Below are 20,634 nucleotides of genomic sequence, written 5' to 3' on the forward strand. Positions count from 1 at the left end.
TTGATTGAAACTTGCGCATTCGGAAAATTATTTTAAATTTCCTCCCCCATCATCTTGTATGTAATCAACGAGCGATGATTAGCTACCATCGCATGAAGCGGAGAGAACCTACCCCATCATCTAAGGTAATAACCTTCGTCAACAGCTATAGTCCTCTGCTTCACCTTTCACGCCAGCATTAACATTGAACGGTTGCCAAGAGCTAAGACTCTGCATGAACAAGACAAATTGGCGTGATGGTTATGTGAAAGGAGAAAAAATGCCGATGTACCAGTTAGGTATTGATGTCAGTAAAAACACTCTTGATCTATGCCTCTTACGGGAGGGCATCAAAGGGAGGATCAAAACTCGTAAGCTAAAAAATACTGCTGATGCGGCTAAAGTCGTGGCAGAGTGGCTTAAAAAGCAATCCTGTGAACTGGGCGAAGTTCATATCATCATGGAAGCCACTGGGGTATATCATGAACCTCTGGCTTATGGCCTTCACTTTGCTGGCGCCAGAATTTCTTTAGCCAATCCTCACCGCACAAGGGAATTTGCCAGAGGTATGAATATCCTGACCAAGAATGACAAAGTTGATGCCTGGATGCTGGCTTGTTATGGCTCCCTTAAAGAGCCTGAGGCATGGACTCCACCACCAGAATCTGTGCGGTATCTTAGAGCTCTTTTACGCCGCAGAGACGCTCTTGTTGCAGACAGCACCAGAGAAAAAAACAGACTTGAAAAATCTGTTTTTACAGACAGCCCTGATGCCGTCAGGGCGTCAATTGAAAACATGCTTCAGGAGCTGAGCAATGAGATCGAACATCTTGATGTCCTGATCCAGGAACATATTAAAACTCACCCTGAGCTCAACCAGGATTTCAGACTGTTAACATCAATAAAATCTGTTGGTTACCTGCTGGGATTAAATATGCTGGCAATACTCAAAAGCCATTCATTCGAATCAGCAGAGCAGGCAGCAGCATTCCTTGGTGTAGTTCCGGTAGAAAGGAGATCTGGCACATCTGTAAAGGGAAAACCTAAATTATCTAAAATTGGACCACCGGAGATAAGAACAAAACTTTATCTTGCCGCTTTATGTGGGCTGAGATTCAACCCTGTAATGAAACAGATGTATACGAAGTTATGCCAGAGGGGAAAGTCAAAGATGTGTGCTATTGGAGCATTAATGCGAAAACTTGTGCACTGGTGCTATGGTGTGCTGAAAACGCAGTTACCATTCGACGCTGAATACAACCAACAAAGTTATTATAAAACAATATTTTAATCAACACCATCGGAGCAATACTGAAGCAACATGTTTGTATCTTTTTCCTTCTATCATGGTATTTAACTGAGCATCTGCTCTTTTTATAAAAACTCAGAGAAAATTTCTCCTGAAAATGGAATGTTCAAACATCACATAATTTTCTTGACTAAACACGGTAGCTGTTGAATTACTGCCGGTTATTGGCACGATCATCAGTACCTGGGCGCTGTTTCGCTGTAAAGGGCTGACTATGCGCTGCGTGATGTGGTTTTCAACGTGTTGCTGGGTGATTCACAACTTTTGGGCCGGGTCGATTGGTGGCACGATGATTGAAGGCAGTTTTCTGTTGATGAATGGCCTGAATATCATTCGTTTCTGGCGGATGCAGAAAAGGGGAATTGATCCGTTTAAAGTAGAGAAAACCCCTTCCGCCGTAGACGAAAGGGGTTAAGCATTAATTACGCAGGGCGCTATTTGCCAGACGCTCATCTTCTGCCTGGCATGCTGCCGCGGTGAACAGCACGTCAGTTGACGAGTTCAGCGCGGTTTCGCAGGAGTCCTGCAATACGCCGATAATAAAGCCGACGGCGACCACCTGCATGGCGATGTCGTTTGGGATACCGAACATATTACAGGCCAGCGGGATCAGCAGCAGAGAACCACCAGCTACGCCTGATGCGCCACAGGCACACAAAGAAGCAACCACGCTCAACAGCAGCGCCGTGGGCAGATCCACCGGAATACCCAGCGTATTGACCGCTGCCAGCGTCAACACCGTAATGGTGATCGCCGCGCCCGCCATATTGATGGTTGCTCCCAGCGGAATAGAAACGGAATAGGTATCACGATCCAGATTCAGCTTTTCGCACAGCGCCATATTCACCGGAATATTCGCCGCAGAGCTACGGGTGAAGAAGGCGTACACGCCGCTTTCACGTAGGCACAGCAGTACCAGCGGGAACGGATTACGACGAATTTTCCACCATACCAGCAGTGGATTAACCACCAGCGCCACCAACAGCATACAGCCAACCAGCACCGCGAGCAGTTGCGCATAACCCCACAACGTGTCGAACCCTGTGGTTGCCAGCGTAGAAGAAACCAGGCCAAAAATACCGATCGGCGCGAAGCGAATCACCAGCTTCACCATAAAGGTGACGGCATTCGACATATCGTTGACCAGGTTTTTGGTGGTCTCGTTACCATGACGCAGGGCAAAACCGAGGCCAATCGCCCACACCAGAATCCCGATGTAATTACCTTTTAGCAGGGCGTCGATAGGGTTGGAAACCATACTCATCAGCAACCCGCGCATGACCTCAATAATGCCTGACGGGGGGGTAATATCCCCCGCACTGCTGGATAAATGCAGAGTAGAAGGGAAGGCGAAGCTGAAGACAACTGCGGCCAGTGCAGCGGAGAAAGTACCCAGCAAATAGAGAAACAGAATAGGGCGGATATTGGTTTTTTGTCCGTGCTGGTGGTTAGCGATGGAAGCCATTACCAGCATCAGCACCAGGATTGGCGCTACAGCTTTCAGCGCGCCGACGAACAGGGTGCCTAACAGGCCGACAGCTTCAGCCGCCGGTTTTGAGATCCATGCCAGGAGAATCCCCAGAACAAGGCCGACCAGGATTTGTTTTACCAGGCTGCCATGAGCCAGACGCCGGAATATCCCCGGTGAACGTTGCGTAGTCATTTTTCGATCCTTTCGTTGTGTTGTCGCACATCCCTGGTGCGTTCTGTCGACGCATCTTTCAGGATGTAACAAAGTATTTGCAAGGTTGAGTATAAGGAAAGTTGTGGGTTCGGGAAGCTAAAAATACTGGATTTTAAAGAGAGGTCATGTTTTGCAACTTAATTGTTACATTTATTTGACATAAACAGAGGGAAGGACTGACTACTAAGGCTGATTAGATAACATATGGGCAAAACTATTTGGAGTATGAGAACGGTTGCGCTCCTTTAATGTGCAATGCCATATAAAGTCACTGGCGCAGGGAGCGCGCAGGGGGCGGCCAATCGCCGCTGCCCCCTGCACCCCGGGCTCTGGCGAACAAAATCGCCGCCGCGCGGTTCCCTCAGCTTATCCCTTGCGGCTATCGGGTACGGGCGCGAGGTAACATCCCTGTAAAACGTGCCCTCGCCGCGCATCCATGCGGTCTTTTTGTAACGAGCTATAAGTCGATTACATAATTAATAGCTCATCTTTGTCTGGAATGAGTTATCTCCAGTAATGGCTTAATATACAGCGAATTACTCTACCCGCTGCTTATCATGCTGATAATTCACCCACGCGTTGATAATAAACGTCGTCACCAGAATGCCAAACACCACGCCCAGCGAGACGGCGATCGGAATATGGTAGAAATCGACAATCAGCATCTTGATACCAATAAACACCAGAATCACTGCCAGGCCATATTTGAGCATCGAGAAACGCTCCGCCACGCCCGCCAGCAGGAAATACATCGCACGCAGGCCGAGTATCGCAAACAGGTTTGAGGTCAGCACAATGAACGGATCGGTGGTGACGGCGAAGATTGCCGGAATGCTATCCACGGCGAAAATCACGTCGCTTAACTCCACCAGAATCAACACCAGCATCAGCGGCGTGGCATACAGCAAGCCATTCTTACGCACAAAGAAGTGCTCGTTGTCGATGGTGTCGGTCATGCGCAAATGACCCCGCAGCCAGCGTACCAGCGGCTTGTCGCCAATCCCTGATTCGTCTTCATGGGCCAATGCCATCTTCACGCCAGTAAACAGCAGGAATGCGCCAAAGATATACAGGATCCAGTCGAACTGCGAAATCAGCCAGCTACCGGTGAAGATCATGATAGTACGCAGGACAATCGCCCCGAGCACGCCATACACCAGCACGCGGCGTTGTAATGCCGCCGGAACAGAGAAATAGCTGAACAACATCAGCCAGACAAAGACGTTATCAACCGCCAGAGATTTCTCAATCAGATAACCAGTGAGGAAGGCCAGCGCCTGCGGGTCCGCGACTTCGCGTCCCTGTGTCTGCGCCAGATACCACCAGAAAGCGGCGTTAAACAGTAACGACAGCGTCACCCAAACCAGTGACCAGGCTGCAGCCTGTTTCATGGTCATAGCGTGCGCACCCCGACGCCCCTGCAACAACAGGTCGATAGCCAGCATAACAGCGACAACGACAGCGAATCCGCCCCATAACAACGGCGTGCCGACAGTATTCATAGAAGTTCCTTACACATAAAAAAACGGCCAACGTCGGAAGACGTCAGCCGCTGCTTTTTATGCATAGACCTCGCCTTCCGGCAAGGTCTCACTTACAACAAAAAAGGAATACGTCTGCGTATTCCTTTCGGGTTGCCCGGTGACCGGATGTGGTTTTTCACACATCGTAATGACGATCGACCGGCAATGAAGTTACTCCCCTTTGCAGGTAACAAAGTATGACAGACCATTCATCCAGTCAATGGTCTGTTACATGCCTTTTACACTGCTTTACGGTAACAATTATTGCTTTACGCTATCTGCCGGAAAAATCACCCCGGTCTGGCGGCGGATCTCGGTCAGCAGTTTGGCGGTGATACGACTGACTGCCAGACCCGGATGATCTACCAGATGCTCATCCACCAGAGTGGCGAACAGCTCTGCTTCGTAGAGCATGGTATTAATATGCTGCGGCAAGGTGAGATCCTGCATCTGGCTGCCACGCGGTACAAAACAGACTTTCTGGCACTCGGAAAGTTTTTCAATTACCAGTGATCCCGCTTCGCCCTGAATCTCGCTTGCCAGTACAGAATCGCTGACTTTGGAGTGCTGCAACGTAACGCTGAAATCACCGTAATCCATCACCACCACGCCGTGGGCATCCACGCCGCTTGCCAGCAAACTGGCGGTTGCCTGCACGCTTTTCGGCTCACCAAATAACGCCACTGCCGACGCCAGGCAGTAAAAGCCGATATCCATGACCGAGCCGTTAGAGAACGCCGGATTAAAGGTATTGGGATTCTCGCCGTCGAGATAACGTTGATAACGCGAAGAGTACTGGCAGTAGTTAAAAAAGACTTTACGCAATTTGCCGACTTTCGGCAGCGCCTGGCGTAACAAATGAAAGTTAGGCAGGCTGGCCGTTTTAAATGCTTCAAACAGCACCACCTGATTTTCCCGCGCGCAGGCAATAGCGGCATCCACTTCCGCCAGATTCGACGCCAGCGGTTTCTCGCAAATTACATGCATTTTGTGACTGAGGAAAAGCTGCGTCTGGGAAAAATGCAGGGCATTCGGGCTGGCAATATACACCGCGTCAATGGCATCGCTTTCCGCCATCGCTTCCAGCGAAGTGAACAGATGCTCGACAGAAAAATCATTGGCGAAGTGCTGGGCCTGTTCAAGGCTGCGGGAATAGACGGCGGTTAACTTGTATTTGCCGCTCTCATGGGCGGCCTCGACGAACTGGCGGGTGATCCAGTTCGTGCCAATCACGGCGAAACGTATCATAACGCGTGGTTACTCCATAAAGGGATTCTGTCGTCAATGTAGCACGCCTTTTTCATCTTCGGCGTGCGTGGATACGCATTATTTCTGCGCCGGACAGCCATGTTCGCTAAATGGCCCAATCATGACCGACGGCCCGAGATATTTCGGCTGGCGATGGAGGATTTTGGCGTCAATCACCGCGCTGACGCGAGCGAGTTTTTCCCGCAGTTGAGTATAAAAACCCTGTTTCATATTCAGGTCAGGGGCATTAAAACCGATAGCATCGATGCCGTACTGTTTTGCCAGCCAGATGGCGCGTTGGTTATGAAATTTTTGCGAAATAATGGTGATATGGTTCTCACCAAACACTTTATTGGCGCGCACCACCGAATCAAGCGTTGAGAATCCGGCATAATCGCAGAAGATGACTTTCGCCGGTACGCCTTTAGCGATGAGCGCCCGCTGCATTCCTGACGCTTCATCGTAATTTTTTCGTCCGTTATCGCCACTGACCAACAGCCACTTCACTTTTCCGGCGTGGTACAACTCTGCGGCGCTATCAATACGTCGGGTAAAGTAGCGATTACCCGGCTTTGCTCCCAGCAATAACCCCACGTTACGTACCGGAACTGCGTTGACATCGCTCCATGTTAGTTGCTGGCTGGCGTTGACCATCGCCCGATCGCTGATAAAAACCGTCGCGCCTGCTACAAGCAACAGTAAACAGGCAATCTTAAGAATCCGGCGGGAAAAACAAACGCGACGAAGAAGGCGGAAAAATGCGCGCAGCATGGTCGTTATCCTTAACGAAAGAGGGACGTCGATTTTAGGCGTTAATGGGAGAAAATATAACGCCTGAATCCATTTTCAGATTTTGCCCCGGCCAAGCGACAGTTGCGTCAACCACAGGCGAGTGTCGAACTCAAGCTGGTGGTACTGTGGTTCCATATGACAGCACAACTGGTAGAACGCTTTGTTGTGCTCCTTCTCTTTCAGATGCGCCAGTTCATGCACCACGATCATGCGCAAAAACGGTTCCGGCGCGTTGCGAAACACGGTAGCAACGCGAATTTCAGCCTTCGCTTTCAGCTTGCCGCCCTGCACGCGGGAAACAGCAGTATGTAATCCCAGCGCGTTTTTCAGCACGTGGATCTTATTGTCATACATCACTTTATTGATCGGCGGGGCATTACGCAGAAACTGATTTTTCAGATCCTGAGTGTATTGCCAGAGGGCTTTATCGGTGGAGTAGTCGTGCGTTCCCGGATAGCGTTTTGCCAGCACATCACCCAGACGCTGTTCATTAATTAGCGTGCGCACCTGGGAAAGTAGCTGCTCGGGATAGCCCTGAAGATAAGTAAGATTGCTCATAACTGCCCATGAAAAAGAGAAAAAGGGTATACTCACGCACCCTTTTCAGGGGCAACGTCGAAATTTTATCATTCAGGAGGGCCGATGAGCCACTTAGACAACGGTTTCCGTTCACTGACACTACAACGTTTTCCGGCGACGGATGACGTTAACCCGCTACAGGCGTGGGAAGCGGCGGATGAATATTTGCTGCAACAGTTGGACGACACAGAAATCCGCGGCCCGGTGTTAATCCTGAATGATGCTTTCGGTGCGTTAAGCTGCGCGCTGGCGGAACATAAACCGTACAGTATTGGTGATTCGTATATCAGCGAGCTGGCAACGCGCGAGAATTTGCGTCTCAACGGGATTGATGAGTCGAGCGTGAAGTTTCTCGACAGCACTGCCGACTACCCGCAACAGCCGGGCGTGGTGTTGATCAAAGTGCCGAAAACGCTGGCGTTGCTGGAACAACAACTGCGTGCGCTGCGCAAAGTGGTCACGCCGGATACACGTATTATTGCTGGCGCTAAAGCCCGCGACATTCACACTTCCACGCTGGAACTGTTCGAAAAAGTGCTCGGCCCAACCACCACCACGCTGGCATGGAAAAAAGCGCGACTGATTAACTGTACCTTCAATGAACCGCCGCTGGCTGATGCACCGCAGACCGTTAGCTGGAAACTGGAAGGCACCGACTGGACTATCCACAACCATGCGAATGTCTTCTCCCGCACCGGGCTGGATATTGGCGCGCGTTTCTTTATGCAGCATCTGCCGGAAAATCTTGAAGGGGAGATTGTCGATCTCGGCTGTGGTAATGGCGTCATTGGTCTGACGCTGCTTGATAAAAACCCGCAGGCGAAAGTGGTGTTTGTCGATGAATCACCGATGGCAGTTGCTTCCAGCCGATTGAACGTAGAAACCAACATGCCTGAAGCGCTGGATCGCTGCGAGTTTATGATCAACAACGCACTTTCTGGCGTAGAGCCTTTTCGCTTTAATGCTGTGCTCTGCAACCCGCCGTTTCACCAGCAACATGCGCTGACCGATAACGTTGCCTGGGAGATGTTCCACCACGCCCGCCGCTGCCTGAAAATCAACGGTGAGCTGTATATCGTTGCCAACCGCCATCTGGATTACTTTCACAAACTGAAGAAGATTTTTGGCAATTGCACCACTATCGCGACGAATAATAAATTTGTGGTGCTGAAAGCAGTGAAGCTGGGGCGTCGTCGATAAGGTTGGGAGCTACCTGCCGGATGCGGCGTGAACGCCTTATCCGGCCTACGTTCGGCACGTTACCCCCAGGCCGGATAAGACGCGTCAAGCGTCGCATCCGGCACTTCAATGCACGATTTAAATCTCCAGCGCAAGCTGTGTTCCCTGGGCAATTGCCCGTCGTGCGTCCAGCTCCATAGCCACATCGCAGCCGCCAATTAAATGCACGGTTTTACCGCTATCAATCAGCGGTTGCGCCAGCGCGCGGTTTGGCTCCTGACCTGCACAGATCACCACATTGTCCACCGCTAATACCTGCGTTTCGCCATTGATCACCACATGCAGCCCGTCATCGTCGATCTTCTGGTAACTTACGCCCGGGATCATTTTCACGCCGCGCGAGAGCAGGGTGGTGCGATGGATCCAACCGGTGGTTTTACCCAATCCCTGACCTGGTTTGCTGGCTTTACGTTGGAGCATTACGATTTGTCGTGGGCTACGGGGGATCTGTATACCTTGCGAACTTAAGCCACCAGCTTGTTGCAGGCTGCTGTCGATCCCCCATTCTGTGCAGAATTCAGCGATATTCTGGCTGGTGGATTCGCCTGGCTGACTCAAATACATTGCCGTATCAAAACCAATACCGCCACAACCGATGATGGCGACTTTGTTGCCCACTGGCGCTTTGTCGCGCAGTACATCGAGGTAACTCAGTACTTTCGGATGATCGATCCCGTCGATGGGCGGAATACGCGGCACGATCCCGCTGGCAAGGATCGTTTCATCGAACGCCTGTAATTGATCCGCCGTCACGGTATGATTGAGTTTCAGCGTCACGCCCGTCACTTCGATCATCCGGCGGTAGTAACGCAGTGTTTCGTAGAACTCCTCTTTACCGGGGATCTGTTTGGCAATGTTGAACTGCCCACCGATCTCGCTGTGAGTATCAAACAGCGTTACCTGATGTCCACGTGCTGCTGCGTTAATGGCAAACGCCAGCCCCGCCGGACCTGCACCGACCACCGCCAGATTTTTTTTCTGCATAGCAGGAAGGATTGGCATTTTGGTTTCATGGCAGGCGCGAGGATTGACCAGACACGAAGTCACTTTGCCGACGAAGATCTGATCCAGACAGGCCTGGTTACAGCCAATACAGGTGTTGATCTCATCAGATCTCCCCGATTGCGCTTTTGACAGCAGCTCGGCATCAGCCAGAAACGGTCGCGCCATCGACACCATGTCCGCATCGCCACGCGAGAGGATATCGTCGGCAACCTGCGGATCGTTAATTCGGTTGGTGGTCACCAGCGGCAGTGATACATGGCCTTTCAGTTTGCGCGTGACCCAACTGAATGCGCCGCGCGGCACGGGAGTGGCGATGGTCGGAATCCGCGCTTCATGCCAGCCAATGCCGGTATTGATAATGGTTGCGCCAGCCGTTTCAATGGCCTGCGCCAGTTGTACCGTTTCGGTAAAAGTGCTGCCGCCTTCTACCAGATCGAGCATCGACAGACGGTAGATAATAATGAAATCGTTGCCGACGCGTTCGCGCACTGCACGTACCACTTCAACGGCAAACCGCATCCGGTTAGGGTAATCACCACCCCACTGGTCGCTACGCTGGTTGGTGCGCAGAGTCAGAAATTCGTTGATCAAATACCCTTCGGAACCCATAACTTCTACGCCATCGTATCCGGCCTCCCGCGCCAGTTGCGCACAGCGGGCGAAATCGTTGATCAGTTGCAGGATCTCTTCATGGCTTAACTCATGAGGAACGAAACGGTTGATGGGAGCCTGCAATGCGGACGGGGCGACCAGATGCGGCTGGTAACTGTAGCGCCCGGTATGCAAAATTTGCAGGGCGATTTTGCCGCCTTCCTGATGTACCGCTTCGGTAATAATGCGATGGTGTGGGATCTGACTGGCGTCGTTGAGCATTGCGCCGCCTTCCATGCCAACGCCCGTTAAATCTGGTGCGATACCGCCGCTGACAATCAGCGCCACGCCGTGGCGGGCGCGTTCGGCATAAAACGCCGCCAGCCGCTCAGCGCCATCCGGGTATTCCTCCAGCCCGGTGTGCATTGACCCCATCAGTACGCGGTTTTTTAACGTGGTGAAGCCTAAATCAAGCGGGGCGAACAGCGACGGGTAGCTCATAAGATTGTCCAGTATGTAAAATAATTGTTATGTGGTCGGATGAGTTCTAATTTAGCCGTCGCCGGAGAAAAGGGAAAAGGGGAATGCGGGGTTTGTGATGGGATTCAAAAAGAATACGCCCGGTGGTCCGCACAGACGCTCCCAGCGGTTTATCAGTTCAGTGGTGGTGCGCGGATCCAGCTCCCGCATCAGGGCATCCGCACGCTGATGAACGCGGGTTAATGACGGTGCCGCACCGGCAATCGCCGGATCGCTGGCTGACCACGCCGGACCGGGGTGGCAACAGTGCCGACAACAGACGGATGTAATCATCGTTTGTCACGTCCATGAAATCGTCCCCAGAACCGCCAGTTCGTTTTTCGCAATGGAGATATTGTCTGCCGGTGCAAGCAACTGATGGCTGTATTCCCCGTTCGCACCGGAAATCGCTTCACTGATACGCGACACCTTCAGCTCTCCCTGCGGATAACCATCACGCAGCAGGAACGAACGCAACTCCGCGGTAATGGCAGCCCGTATTTCTGGTGTGTCCGGCGTCACGCGGATATGAAAATCCACCGTATGTGCCACCGGCCTGAATACATACAAATCAGAGCCTGCCACCGGGGCCAGTGGCCCGATATGTTGTCTTGCTGCCGTTTCCGTTGATTCTTCCGGAATGGGATTAATCAGGTCACTGCTGGCAATCATCACACCGACAGTTCCCGTTCCCATCCAGTGACGGTATGTCCATGCGCGGGTAATGCCGGGCACTTCTTTAGCCCAGACAACATAGTCCCCGTCAGCCCCGCCCTGCGGCGTCCAGTAATACCGCTCAATGACGCGGGCGCGCCACGTTTCCAGCTCTTCAGTATCAAATCCGCCTGTCAGGGTGTCAGCCACACCGGAAGACGGCAGACCATTCACCGGCGTGACCAGGATTAATGCGTACCGTCGTCAGCGTTACCGACCGCGCCTGCACTTGAGCAGGCGATCGGCACGCGCAGGACACCACCGGAGCTGGTTGCATCGGCAGTTGCCGTGTACTGAACCAGGTCATCGCGCTGAATAACACTCCCGGCGGTCACCTTCAGGCCATCGCTGACACCTTCCCAGCGCATATACCCACTGGCAACCGTGGCTCCCTTGCGCGGACACCGTTTCATCGCAGCATGTCGCGCCAGCCAGGACTCATCGCACAGGTCAGGCAGCATGTTCATTGCCAGATAATCGATGTAACCGTAAACCGTATGCAGCGCCGCCGCATACACCTTTGCCCGCACGTCTTCATCCATGCGCCGGAGCGTGTCGCTGACGTCCAGCCTGGCGAAAAATCGTTACGGAGCATACTGATATTTTCTGCCAGCGTCGGGCGCTGAAATTCACTGTCCGCCATGCGTTATCGCACTCCACAGATCATCAAAAGAAATCATTACCGGTCCGTCACGACGCCAGAGAGGTGATACTGTTACCCAGTTCATTAATCCCGGTGCGGCGGATATCCAGATCAATACGGGACACCACGCCGTCATCAGTCATCCATTGCAGGCATTCGCGGATATACCCCCCGGGCGTGGTATTGATGCTGGACGTGCTTTATTGAGCCTTCAGGCTGGGATGCTGGAAAAACACCGCCATATTGTTGTTGCCAATGATGGTTACGACACAAAAGATGAATGGGAACTGGCTACGATTTTCAAAAAAACATACACACAAGGACGGGGACTTGATGCCACAAATACAGGAGGGAGTCTGATCCCATCACCGACACTTCATTCACGAGGGAGTATCGGTAATACTGGCGGGAGTGAGACCCGTCCACGAAATATTGCATTTAACTTTATCGTGAGGGCTGCATAATGGATAACGCAGTATTAAATAGCGAGTTTATTGCCACGAAGGCGGGGAATATTACCGTCTATAACTACGATGGTGAAACTCGGGAATATATTTCTGCATCAACTGAATATCTTGCAGTGGGTGTCGGTATTCCAGCATATTCCTGTTTAGACGCTCCTGGTACATATAAGGCTGGTTATACAATTTGCCGTTCTGTAGATTTAAATTCATGGGAATATGTGCCAGACCATCGCGGTGAAATCGTCTATAACACCGAAACGGGAGATGCCAAAGAAATCACAGCACCGGGTGATTACCCCGAAAATACAACCACTATCGCCCCATTAACGCCATACGATAAATGGGATGGTGAGAAATGGGTGACCGATACTGAGGCACAGCATAGCGCCGCAGTAGACGCGGTAGAAGCACAGCGTCAGTCACTGATTGATACTGCAATGGCTTCCATTAGTCTGATTCAGCTGAAATTACAGGCCGGACGGAATCTGACGCAGTCAGAAACCAGCCGACTTAACACGGTGTTGGATTACATTGACGCGGTGACGGCAACAGATACCAGCACCGCGCCGGATGTTATCTGGCCTGAACTGCCGGAGACTGCGCAATAAACTCACCATCAATATATAAATCCCCCTGCTGTGTGTCAGCAGGGCATTCTTTCCATATTAATGATGGATGGAATCTTCCTTCAGGATTAATTTCCGTTATCTCTTCTACTTTATTTTCTTCAATTCTTGCCCACATATGAACCTCACCAGTAAATATAAACTGCGCCATCTGCTCCGGCACCCGACTGACCCGTTGATGAATTAGGACATAATCCAGCACCGCCACCTCCAGGCCCAACTGCTGATACCGCTTTTCCGTTAGCTGTATCTCTGAATGAACCTGCTCCTCCGGGGCCACCACCAGAACCACCATTACCAGCTCCCGATGCGGCAGAAGCAATGGAACCTGGATAACCTGGCCCAAGCGATGTATTAATTGTTCCCCCGACACCAACTGCGCCTAACCCTCCGGAAGGCTGGCCTCCGCTATAGCCTCCGGAAGCTGACATGTAAGTCCCGAAACTGCTCGAGCCACCATTTTTACCGTTTACAGAAATACCAGACACAGGCGCACCACCGGCACCAACCGTAATCGAAACACTGTTTATACCAGTTAAATCTACCAGCCCCTCAGCAACTCCGCCCCCACCACCTCCTCCGCCACATGTAACGGCTGAAGCGGTTGTTGAACCTATCCCTCCTGACGCACCGCCACCAATAACTTTGACGTAACATTTTCTTCCATTGCGCAACTCTTCAGGAACAGTCCAGCTTGTTACTCCAGCCGTTGTGAAGGCAACCAGATTTCTGAACCCAAATGAACCTTCTCCCAAACCAACGTTTATGAAAATGCAGAAATAACGAGCAGATGGCATCATTCCTGCTTTTGTCAGGGAGATCTACCATGCTTATTGGCTATGTACGTGTGTCAACAAATGACCAGAACACAGATCTACAACGTAATGCGCTGAACTGTGCAGGATGCGAGCTGATTTTTGAAGACAAGATAAGCGGTACAAAGTCCGAAAGGCCGGGACTGAAAAAACTGCTCAGGACATTATCGGCAGGCGATACGCTGGTGGTCTGGAAACTGGACCGACTGGGGCGCAGTATGCGGCATCTTGTCGTGCTGGTGGAGGAGTTGCGCGAACGAGGCATCAACTTTCGTAGTCTGACGGATTCAATTGATACCAGTACCCCAATGGGGCGCTTTTTCTTTCATGTGATGGGGGCCCTGGCTGAAATGGAACGAGAACTGATTGTTGAACGAACAAAAGCTGGACTGGAAGCTGCTCGCGCACAGGGACGAATTGGTGGACGTCGTCCCAAACTTACACCAGAACAATGGGCACAAGCCGGACGATTAATTGCATCAGGAGTTCCGCGCCAGAAAGTTGCGATTATCTATGATGTTGGCGTATCGACTTTGTATCAGAGGTTTCCGGCAGGAGATAAATAAAGACACAGCTCGTCGAATTCAAGAACGTGTGAGCCAATCTCATGATGATTCATTATTTTCACATAGAGTCAATGACAAAAAACGGCTGCAAGGTAAACCACAACGATGGCTTTGTTAATTGATAGCGGTTTTGGTACTAAATGATACAAATTAAAATGAATATCCTAGTGAATTACAACAATTTCAGGAGGAAATAGTATGCCAAGAAAAACGCTAGAAAATTTGGTAAATGTTGCACGTCAGACTCAGGAAATAGCGGATAAGAGAAGCCGTTTTTTCGGGTATCTTGAACAGCATGGCTTGAAGAGGAATGAGGATAGTGCTCACCTTTTTGCTATGCATTTACGGTTGCAACACAATGAAAGAGATAATCTTGTCCATGAACTGATGTCCGGATTACATCATAAATAGTGCATCATTCGAGCAAGAATATTATAAGACAATAAACCAGCCAAAAACTGGCTGGTTGAACGTTAACTTTTTGAATTTAATCAATTAACTTTGGTGTATGTCTTGGTAAGTCTCATCCGTCAGAGCCAATTTCATGCAAATATCATCGTTAAGACTGACAATATCTTCGATCAGTTTATTGATCTCGAAATCGTTAAGTTTTGATACTGTTGCTTGAACTCGCCCCTCATCGCCAGTGGCATCAAACTTAGTCAGTTCCTTACATAATTCATCGAACCTGCTTTGTAAGGCATTTGGAATATCATCGGCTGTTTTAAGATGCCCAAGGCTAAAAACATACGAATTAATCAAGCGTTCTTGAATACTTCCATGGCCCGCAAGAGTAAGTACTGCAGTATGAAATTTTTCATGTGCATACTTTAAGGACATATCTGGTCTCCGTGACTTATAACCTCAACCGACATAAATGGGGTTAAGTGATTATTCTGAAACAATAGTGTTGAACTGACCTATAGAAACAGCACCCTTTTCAATTACCTCTAAGTAACTGATTTTAATATGAGAGTTGTTTGACAAAGCGTCAACAATAGCTGTCAACTCATCTTGGGTGATAACATCAGCTGAAGCTTTGATTGTGAAGCATTCGTCATTAGAGACCCTAACAACGTTAATATTAATATCCTGATTTGTTGGCCCTGTTCTGGTTACACCTTTGATGGAAAATATATCAGTTCGTTCTTTACGTTCTCTATCTACAGATTGTCGGCTGTTGTAGGTATTTAGGTCTTGTCGTGTTAGTTTCTCATTTCCTAAAGTCACGGTTTCGACAGTAGGATCAGCAGCTAATTGCTTCACTAAAGCACTTTTACCTGCTTGTCCGTGACTAGTAACTTTATCGCTAATCGCTGATTTCCCATTGATTTTATAATCTAATGTTGCTTCTATGGCTTTGTTTATGCCATCGGATGTGGTTTTTGCAATTTCAACCTGTCGATCAGTTGCATGTCTTTCTGTTACGGCATTTTCTGAAATGTAGTGATAACCACATGTGCTGGCCGCGCCAACCATTGTGATTATAACAAGCATTTTCTGCCAGCCGTTCAGTCCAGACATAGTATCTCGCAAAAAATCAGTTACTGCGTTGATGATCTTGTCAGTGGTGCCTTCCGCATCACTAGAACCTTCGCTAATTTTAAAATTTATATCAAGTCGTTGCTTGTCTTCATTAGTCAAGCGTTGAAGATTCTGCGATCCGTATCGTATGGTTGCAAACGCCCGCTGTATCTCCTCGTTGAGCATTGACATACCAAACAACATTGCTGATGTAATTGATGAATGATACCGCTCTCCTTTAACATTTATGTCTAAGGATGGCCAGCCTGCAAACTTTACGTTAGGGAAAATAAACTCTTTAGAATCAAGCCCCTCTCGGGCTTTCATTTCTTCCAGAAAGTTTAGAAAATCATCTTCACTACGGATCAGAAAATCAATCGAATCCACAGTAGCTTCCATATGAATATCCTTATTAAATTCTCATTCGGTTACTGTTTATTGTTGACTGATCAATAAAAAAGCCCGCAATTTGCGGGCTTCTTTCACACTTGAGAGCCGCGGCTCCTTTGCGTATCCTTTTTTGTCTCCTCACCGTCTGGTCGGTGTCCTGCTGAGACTGCTAACTTCCTGTTTTTGTTGGTGTTGTCCTTACACCGTCCAATCATGATTGGTGGAGCTGGCGGGAGTTGAACCCGCGTCCGAAATTCCTACATCCTCGGTACTACATGCTTAGTCAGTCTTTACATTCGCTTGCCAGCTGCGGACAGACACGCCACTAACAAACTAGCCTGATTAAGTTTTAACGCTTCAACCCCAGGCAAGGCTTCCACGCGATCTCTTTTGGGTTTGACCTCTCTTGATCCCCGTCCTAAGAGCGGAGGCTAGGGAGAGAGGGCTCTAAGCAGGTTATTAAGCTGCTAAAGCGTAGTTTTCGTCGTTTGCGACTATTTTTTGCGGCTTTTTACGAGGCCAACCGCCCCTCGGCATGCACCTTGGGTTTCGCAAATCCCGTCGAATCCAGAATCAGCCCCAATGTGTAACGGTGAGTATACCAGATTTGTGAGCGCCATGACCAGCCCCAATGGCGACATCGTCAAGGATTTAGCGCCTGCGTAGCATGATTTTTATTAGATTAAGCATGGGGATGACTACATCTGTGTTAAATATGATTATCAACAAGATGTTCATTCGCGCCACCGGAGAGGGGAGGCGCGGTGAGGGGCTGATCAGTATATGTTATGTAGGTTTAACGGTGAGCGTTTTTCATGATACGTGCTTTATCCACCTGCCATTCACGTTCTTTGATGTCAGAACGTTTATCGTGTTGTTTCTTACCTTTCGCGACACCAATTTTTACTTTGCACCAGGCATTTTTCCAGTACAGGGAGAGCGCCACTACGGTATAGCCTTCACGATTTACGCGACCGTACAATGAGTCCAGTTCGCGCTGGTTGAGAAGTAGCTTGCGAGTACGAGTAGGATCGCACACCACATGCGTGGAAGCCACAGCCATCGGCGTGATATTTGCGCCAAACAGGAACGCTTCTCCGTCGCGCAGAAGAACATAGCTGTCGCTAATATTGGCTTTTCCTGCGCGCAGGGATTTAACTTCCCAGCCTTGCAGGGCGAGTCCCGCTTCAAACTCTTCTTCAATAAAGTATTCGTGACGGGCGCGCTTGTTGAGCGCTATGGTTGCTGAACCAGGTTTATGTGCTTTTTTCTTCGTCATAAGCGTCGTGAATCATCGGTAATCTGAAATCGAAAACACCCCATATTAATCCTGCGGGGGACAAGGCTCTATCTTAGCATGAACCCGATGTTACCCAGTGCCGGGATAGCGTTTTTTTTACAGCAGGATAAATGATATTATTTGTTGGTTTTTTGTTGATGGAATTTGTTATGCCTCAAATTAGCCGGACCGCACTCGTACCCTACAGCGCGGAGCAAATGTATCAGTTAGTGAATGACGTTCAGTCTTATCCTCAGTTTTTGCCGGGTTGTACCGGAAGTCGGATTCTGGAGTCCACTCCTGGGCAGATGACCGCTGCGGTAGATGTCTCTAAGGCTGGGATCAGCAAAACGTTTACTACCCGGAATCAGTTGACCAGTAACCAAAGTATCCTCATGAATCTGGTTGATGGGCCGTTCAAGAAGTTGATCGGCGGTTGGAAGTTTACGCCGCTGAGCCAGGAGGCGTGCCGTATCGAGTTTCATCTCGATTTTGAGTTTACTAATAAGCTGATTGAACTCGCCTTTGGTCGCGTGTTTAAAGAGCTGGCGACTAATATGGTGCAGGCTTTCACTGTGCGAGCAAAAGAGGTTTATAGTGCCAGGTAAAATTGCCGTTGAGGTAGCTTACGCGTTACCAGAGAAGCAGTACCTGCAACGTGTGATGTTGCAGGAGGGAGCGACGGTTGAAGAGGCGATTCGCGCCAGCGGTTTGCTGGAATTGCGTACAGATATCGATTTAACTAAAAATAAAGTCGGCATTTACAGTCGTCCGGCAAAACTGAGTGATATCGTGCGCGATGGCGATCGTGTAGAGATTTATCGACCATTGATTGCCGATCCGAAAGAGCTTCGCAGGCAGCGGGCAGAGAAGTCAGCGAATAAATAGCAGGCAGAAAAAAGGTGCTCAGCGAGCACCTTTTTGATCGCTATAAACAGCAAATTTTATTCGTTGCCACTCAGTGCGGGTTTGTTATCAATATTGGTCAACACACCGCTGCTGTTAAAGGTCAGCGTCAGCGTTTGCTGCGTTACACCTTCATGACCTGGTTGTTGGCGGAAGACATAGAACCAGGTATTCGTACCAAATGGATCGGACATCAGCGGTGTACCCAATGCGTACGCAACTTGTTGTTGCGTCATGCCAACGCGTATTTTGGATACGTCGTTAGCGGTCAGATAGTTCCCCTGGTTGATGTCAGGACGGTAAACCACTCGCTCCAGAGTGGAACAGCCTGCGGTCAACATCAATAGTACTGCTGCGGCAGCAGTCAGCGTTTTACAGCGCATAGTGATTTGATTCCTTTTCGGGCCCGAGCAGTACGTGGCTCATCTGTAATATGCCGATGATAATAGACCTTTCGTCACTTTAAAACCTTTTGCTGTCGGGTCTTACGGCGTTTTGCTGTCTACTCTGACCGTGAAGCAGTAAAAAAGTTTACGCCGCAAGCAGTTCTTTCGCGTTCGCCAGGGTGTTGCGGGTAACTTCGCTACCACCAAGTAAGCGCGCCAACTCCTGTAACCGCGCCTTTTTATCCAGTGATTGCATATGTGTTTCTGTCATCGCGCCATCTGTTTCTTTGCTGACAAAATAGTGTTGATGACCGCATCCTGCGACTTGTGGCAGGTGGGTAACACACATTACCTGGGTTGATTCGCCAAGCTGACGTAGCAGTTTGCCGACGACTGCTGCAGTCGGGCCGCTGATCCCCACATCCACTTCATCGAAAATGAGCGCTGGCGTTTCCATTTTACGCGCTGTAATAACCTGAATCGCCAGAGCGATACGCGACAATTCACCACCGGATGCGACTTTGGCGATAGGCTGCATTGGCTGACCAGGGTTGGTGGTAACCCGAAACTCAATGCGGTCGGCACCGTCAGCGCTCAGGTGATGCTCATCAAATTTCACATCAATCATAAATTGCCCATGCGGCATGGAGAGTGCGTGCATACTGTCGGTGATCAGGTGCGCAAGTTCTGCTGCATAGTGCTGGCGTTGTTGGTGTAACGCGCGTGCCGTTTCCAGCGCCTGCTGATGGTGTTTAGTTACGGCCAGCGCGAGAGTTTCTTGTGAGTCGGCCTGATCGTCGAGTTGCTGTTGTTCTTCCAGCAGTGATTGATAATATTGCGGCAATGCTTCCGGGCTGACGTGGTGTTTACGTGCCAGTGAAATCTGTTTTGAGATACGTTGTTCAAGTTCGAACAACCGGTTAGGGTCGAGATCCAGACGATCGCAGTAGTGGCGTAATTCGTCACTGGCTTCAGCTATCTGAATTGTGGCCTCTTCCAGCATATCAAGTACACCGGACAGTTTGCTGTCCATACCAATCAGTTCGCTAACCAATTGTTTTGCTGTATAAAGCTGACTTTGCAGGTTTGCATCTTCGCCGTCGGCCATTAATGCCAGTGCATTCTGGCTTGTAGTCAGCAATTGACCGCTGTTAGCCAGACGCTTGTACTCTTCGTCGATTTGTTCAAACTCACCGGGCTGCGGATTAAATTCGTTCAGTTCTTTTAACTGATATTGCAGCAGTTCCGCGCGAGCGGCGCGTTCCTGACTTAACTGTTGATGATGCGCCAGGTCGCGGCAGCTTTGATGCCACAACTGATAACGAGCGGTCATTTCCTGGAGCAGAGAAGTTTCATTGGCGTAGCCATCAAGCAGGAATTTTTGGTGCTCGGCCTTGGTAAGTAACTGATGAGCATGCTGACCGTGGATCTGGATGAGCAACTGACCCAGTTCGCGCAGTTGTGACAGAGGAACGGCCGTGCCGTTGATGAAACCACGGGAGCGGCCATCGCTACTGATCACGCGACGAAGCAGGCATTCGCGGCCATCTTCCAGTTGGTTTTCTTCCAGCCAGCGCAGAGCCGCTGGCGTATCTTTAAGAGAAAAACGAGCGCACAGGTCTGCGCGAGCAGCGCCGGTACGCACCATGTCGGCTTCAGCGCGACCACCGAGACAAAGGCCGAGCGCATCTATTGCAATAGATTTGCCTGCGCCGGTCTCACCGGTTATTACGGTCATACCGCTGTGAAAATCAATCTCAAGCTCACGAACAATAGCAAAGTTGCTGATGGTCAGTTGTGCCAACATAGTCGTTTTCCTGTATGAAAAACCATTACTGTTATTGTGTACAGTA

19 protein-coding genes, 1 other RNA gene and 6 pseudogenes are annotated in these 20,634 nt (G+C 50.0%); 9 read left to right on the forward strand and 17 right to left on the reverse strand.

Features of this window, described 5'->3' with window-relative positions:
• Window positions 1-259: 259 nt before the first annotated feature.
• Both ESM_RS0104640 and ESM_RS01000000124070 read left to right on the forward strand, forming a co-directional pair.
• Window positions 260-1,270 carry an IS110 family transposase gene (locus ESM_RS0104640; protein ID WP_001132302.1) on the forward strand — a complete coding sequence of 337 codons (1,011 nt, stop codon included), beginning with the start codon at window positions 260-262 and terminating at the stop codon, window positions 1,268-1,270.
• Window positions 1,271-1,433: 163 nt separating this feature from the next.
• Window positions 1,434-1,703: pseudogene (locus ESM_RS01000000124070) on the forward strand (YgjV family protein); the annotation flags it as partial.
• A 3-nt stretch (window positions 1,704-1,706) separates the two neighbouring features.
• On the opposite strand, the gene sstT reads toward ESM_RS01000000124070, so the two are convergent.
• From sstT to ESM_RS0104670, 5 genes are all read right to left on the reverse strand, one after another.
• Complete coding sequence (sstT, locus tag ESM_RS0104650) at window positions 1,707-2,951, reverse strand: serine/threonine transporter SstT (RefSeq protein WP_000211634.1); 1,245 nt, start codon at window positions 2,949-2,951, stop codon at window positions 1,707-1,709.
• 557 nt (window positions 2,952-3,508) lie between these two features.
• Window positions 3,509-4,474: a TerC family membrane protein Alx gene (gene alx, locus ESM_RS0104655; protein WP_001098824.1), complete on the reverse strand. Its 966-nt coding sequence runs from the start codon at window positions 4,472-4,474 to the stop codon at window positions 3,509-3,511.
• A gap of 282 nt (window positions 4,475-4,756) precedes the next feature.
• Window positions 4,757-5,743 carry a Gfo/Idh/MocA family protein gene (locus ESM_RS0104660; protein WP_000617697.1) on the reverse strand — a complete coding sequence of 329 codons (987 nt, stop codon included), beginning with the start codon at window positions 5,741-5,743 and terminating at the stop codon, window positions 4,757-4,759.
• A gap of 78 nt (window positions 5,744-5,821) precedes the next feature.
• Entirely contained in the window at window positions 5,822-6,514 is a 693-nt protein-coding gene (locus tag ESM_RS0104665; protein WP_000942580.1) for a SanA/YdcF family protein, read from the reverse strand.
• A gap of 75 nt (window positions 6,515-6,589) precedes the next feature.
• Window positions 6,590-7,093, reverse strand: coding sequence for a M48 metallopeptidase family protein (locus ESM_RS0104670; RefSeq protein ID WP_001517132.1), 504 nt, complete (start codon window positions 7,091-7,093; stop codon window positions 6,590-6,592).
• Between the two features lie 84 nt (window positions 7,094-7,177).
• On the opposite strand from ESM_RS0104670, the gene rlmG reads away from it, so the two are divergent.
• Complete coding sequence (gene rlmG / locus ESM_RS0104675; protein WP_000018671.1) at window positions 7,178-8,314, forward strand: 23S rRNA (guanine(1835)-N(2))-methyltransferase RlmG; 1,137 nt, start codon at window positions 7,178-7,180, stop codon at window positions 8,312-8,314.
• A gap of 117 nt (window positions 8,315-8,431) precedes the next feature.
• Here rlmG and fadH read toward each other — a convergent pair whose 3' ends face one another.
• The 4 genes and pseudogenes from fadH to ESM_RS01000000124085 form a co-directional block, all read right to left on the reverse strand.
• On the reverse strand, window positions 8,432-10,450 hold the full coding sequence (gene fadH, locus ESM_RS0104680; RefSeq protein ID WP_000121418.1) for an NADPH-dependent 2,4-dienoyl-CoA reductase: 2,019 nt from the start codon (window positions 10,448-10,450) through the stop codon (window positions 8,432-8,434).
• Between the two features lie 120 nt (window positions 10,451-10,570).
• Window positions 10,571-10,778, reverse strand: a pseudogene (locus ESM_RS01000000124075) (putative phage tail protein); the annotation flags it as partial.
• Window positions 10,769-11,825, reverse strand: a pseudogene (locus ESM_RS01000000124080) (baseplate J/gp47 family protein). The pseudogenes ESM_RS01000000124075 and ESM_RS01000000124080, both read right to left, overlap by 10 nt.
• Window positions 11,812-12,004, reverse strand: a pseudogene (locus tag ESM_RS01000000124085) (phage GP46 family protein); the annotation flags it as partial. The pseudogenes ESM_RS01000000124085 and ESM_RS01000000124080, both read right to left, overlap by 14 nt.
• Between ESM_RS01000000124085 and ESM_RS01000000124090 the strand changes: the two are divergent.
• Together ESM_RS01000000124090 and ESM_RS0104700 are read left to right on the forward strand one after the other, a co-directional pair.
• A pseudogene (locus ESM_RS01000000124090) lies at window positions 11,999-12,289 on the forward strand (phage tail protein); the annotation flags it as partial. The pseudogenes ESM_RS01000000124085 and ESM_RS01000000124090 overlap by 6 nt on opposite strands.
• A complete protein-coding gene (locus ESM_RS0104700; RefSeq protein WP_000368066.1) occupies window positions 12,289-12,897 on the forward strand; it encodes a tail fiber assembly protein in 609 nt (202 codons plus the stop codon). The pseudogene ESM_RS01000000124090 and the gene ESM_RS0104700, both read left to right, overlap by 1 nt.
• Here the strand turns inward: ESM_RS0104700 and ESM_RS1000000128075 are convergent.
• Both ESM_RS1000000128075 and ESM_RS1000000129615 read right to left on the reverse strand, forming a co-directional pair.
• Complete coding sequence (locus ESM_RS1000000128075; protein WP_010376608.1) at window positions 12,863-13,210, reverse strand: hypothetical protein; 348 nt, start codon at window positions 13,208-13,210, stop codon at window positions 12,863-12,865. The genes ESM_RS0104700 and ESM_RS1000000128075 overlap by 35 nt on opposite strands.
• Window positions 13,104-13,715, reverse strand: a pseudogene (locus tag ESM_RS1000000129615) (glycine-rich domain-containing protein); the annotation flags it as partial. The gene ESM_RS1000000128075 and the pseudogene ESM_RS1000000129615, both read right to left, overlap by 107 nt.
• A 26-nt stretch (window positions 13,716-13,741) precedes the next feature.
• On the opposite strand from ESM_RS1000000129615, the gene pinE reads away from it, so the two are divergent.
• Window positions 13,742-14,296 (forward strand): site-specific DNA recombinase, encoded by a 555-nt coding sequence (gene pinE, locus ESM_RS0104710; RefSeq protein ID WP_000904997.1) that lies wholly within the window; start codon window positions 13,742-13,744, stop codon window positions 14,294-14,296.
• 198 nt (window positions 14,297-14,494) lie between these two features.
• Window positions 14,495-14,707, forward strand: a complete 213-nt coding sequence (locus ESM_RS0104715) for a hypothetical protein (protein WP_001137529.1) — start codon at window positions 14,495-14,497, stop codon at window positions 14,705-14,707.
• Between the two features lie 84 nt (window positions 14,708-14,791).
• Here ESM_RS0104715 and ESM_RS0104720 read toward each other — a convergent pair whose 3' ends face one another.
• The 4 genes from ESM_RS0104720 to smpB all read right to left on the reverse strand — a co-directional run bounded on the left by ESM_RS0104720 (window position 14,792) and on the right by smpB (window position 17,489).
• A complete protein-coding gene (locus ESM_RS0104720) occupies window positions 14,792-15,136 on the reverse strand; it encodes a hypothetical protein (protein ID WP_000054185.1) in 345 nt (114 codons plus the stop codon).
• Window positions 15,137-15,187: 51 nt separating this feature from the next.
• Window positions 15,188-16,219, reverse strand: a complete 1,032-nt coding sequence (locus tag ESM_RS0104725) for a hypothetical protein (RefSeq protein WP_000388455.1) — start codon at window positions 16,217-16,219, stop codon at window positions 15,188-15,190.
• Window positions 16,220-16,428: 209 nt separating this feature from the next.
• Window positions 16,429-16,791, reverse strand: a transfer-messenger RNA (tmRNA) gene (ssrA, locus tag ESM_RS1000000126290).
• Between the two features lie 215 nt (window positions 16,792-17,006).
• On the reverse strand, window positions 17,007-17,489 hold the full coding sequence (gene smpB / locus ESM_RS0104730; protein ID WP_000162574.1) for an SsrA-binding protein SmpB: 483 nt from the start codon (window positions 17,487-17,489) through the stop codon (window positions 17,007-17,009).
• Window positions 17,490-17,659: 170 nt separating this feature from the next.
• On the opposite strand from smpB, the gene ratA reads away from it, so the two are divergent.
• On the forward strand, window positions 17,660-18,097 hold the full coding sequence (gene ratA / locus ESM_RS0104735; RefSeq protein WP_010376629.1) for a type II toxin-antitoxin system toxin RatA: 438 nt from the start codon (window positions 17,660-17,662) through the stop codon (window positions 18,095-18,097).
• Complete coding sequence (locus ESM_RS0104740) at window positions 18,087-18,377, forward strand: RnfH family protein (RefSeq protein WP_001117829.1); 291 nt, start codon at window positions 18,087-18,089, stop codon at window positions 18,375-18,377. Before ratA ends, ESM_RS0104740 begins: the two co-directional genes overlap by 11 nt.
• A gap of 56 nt (window positions 18,378-18,433) precedes the next feature.
• Here ESM_RS0104740 and bamE read toward each other — a convergent pair whose 3' ends face one another.
• Both bamE and recN read right to left on the reverse strand, forming a co-directional pair.
• Entirely contained in the window at window positions 18,434-18,778 is a 345-nt protein-coding gene (gene bamE / locus ESM_RS0104745; protein WP_001203438.1) for an outer membrane protein assembly factor BamE, read from the reverse strand.
• A gap of 148 nt (window positions 18,779-18,926) precedes the next feature.
• Window positions 18,927-20,588, reverse strand: coding sequence for a DNA repair protein RecN (gene recN, locus ESM_RS0104750; RefSeq protein ID WP_000880946.1), 1,662 nt, complete (start codon window positions 20,586-20,588; stop codon window positions 18,927-18,929).
• Between the last annotated feature and the right edge of the window lie 46 nt (window positions 20,589-20,634).

This window comes from Escherichia sp. TW09308 (assembly GCF_000208565.1).
Taxonomy (GTDB): Bacteria; Pseudomonadota; Gammaproteobacteria; order Enterobacterales; family Enterobacteriaceae; genus Escherichia; species Escherichia marmotae.

Excerpts from the sequence above, each read along its gene's own strand:
- ESM_RS0104640 (WP_001132302.1), top strand. The coding sequence starts at position 260 with ATGCCGATGTACCAGTTAGGTATTGATGTCAGTAAAAACACTCTTGAT.
- sstT (WP_000211634.1), bottom strand. The coding sequence starts at position 2,951 with ATGACTACGCAACGTTCACCGGGGATATTCCGGCGTCTGGCTCATGGC.
- alx (WP_001098824.1), bottom strand. The coding sequence starts at position 4,474 with ATGAATACTGTCGGCACGCCGTTGTTATGGGGCGGATTCGCTGTCGTT.
- ESM_RS0104660 (WP_000617697.1), bottom strand. The coding sequence starts at position 5,743 with ATGATACGTTTCGCCGTGATTGGCACGAACTGGATCACCCGCCAGTTC.
- ESM_RS0104665 (WP_000942580.1), bottom strand. The coding sequence starts at position 6,514 with ATGCTGCGCGCATTTTTCCGCCTTCTTCGTCGCGTTTGTTTTTCCCGC.
- ESM_RS0104670 (WP_001517132.1), bottom strand. The coding sequence starts at position 7,093 with ATGAGCAATCTTACTTATCTTCAGGGCTATCCCGAGCAGCTACTTTCC.
- rlmG (WP_000018671.1), top strand. The coding sequence starts at position 7,178 with ATGAGCCACTTAGACAACGGTTTCCGTTCACTGACACTACAACGTTTT.
- fadH (WP_000121418.1), bottom strand. The coding sequence starts at position 10,450 with ATGAGCTACCCGTCGCTGTTCGCCCCGCTTGATTTAGGCTTCACCACG.
- ESM_RS0104700 (WP_000368066.1), top strand. The coding sequence starts at position 12,289 with ATGGATAACGCAGTATTAAATAGCGAGTTTATTGCCACGAAGGCGGGG.
- ESM_RS1000000128075 (WP_010376608.1), bottom strand. The coding sequence starts at position 13,210 with ATGGTGGTTCTGGTGGTGGCCCCGGAGGAGCAGGTTCATTCAGAGATA.
- pinE (WP_000904997.1), top strand. The coding sequence starts at position 13,742 with ATGCTTATTGGCTATGTACGTGTGTCAACAAATGACCAGAACACAGAT.
- ESM_RS0104715 (WP_001137529.1), top strand. The coding sequence starts at position 14,495 with ATGCCAAGAAAAACGCTAGAAAATTTGGTAAATGTTGCACGTCAGACT.
- ESM_RS0104720 (WP_000054185.1), bottom strand. The coding sequence starts at position 15,136 with ATGTCCTTAAAGTATGCACATGAAAAATTTCATACTGCAGTACTTACT.
- ESM_RS0104725 (WP_000388455.1), bottom strand. The coding sequence starts at position 16,219 with ATGGAAGCTACTGTGGATTCGATTGATTTTCTGATCCGTAGTGAAGAT.
- smpB (WP_000162574.1), bottom strand. The coding sequence starts at position 17,489 with ATGACGAAGAAAAAAGCACATAAACCTGGTTCAGCAACCATAGCGCTC.
- ratA (WP_010376629.1), top strand. The coding sequence starts at position 17,660 with ATGCCTCAAATTAGCCGGACCGCACTCGTACCCTACAGCGCGGAGCAA.
- bamE (WP_001203438.1), bottom strand. The coding sequence starts at position 18,778 with ATGCGCTGTAAAACGCTGACTGCTGCCGCAGCAGTACTATTGATGTTG.
- recN (WP_000880946.1), bottom strand. The coding sequence starts at position 20,588 with ATGTTGGCACAACTGACCATCAGCAACTTTGCTATTGTTCGTGAGCTT.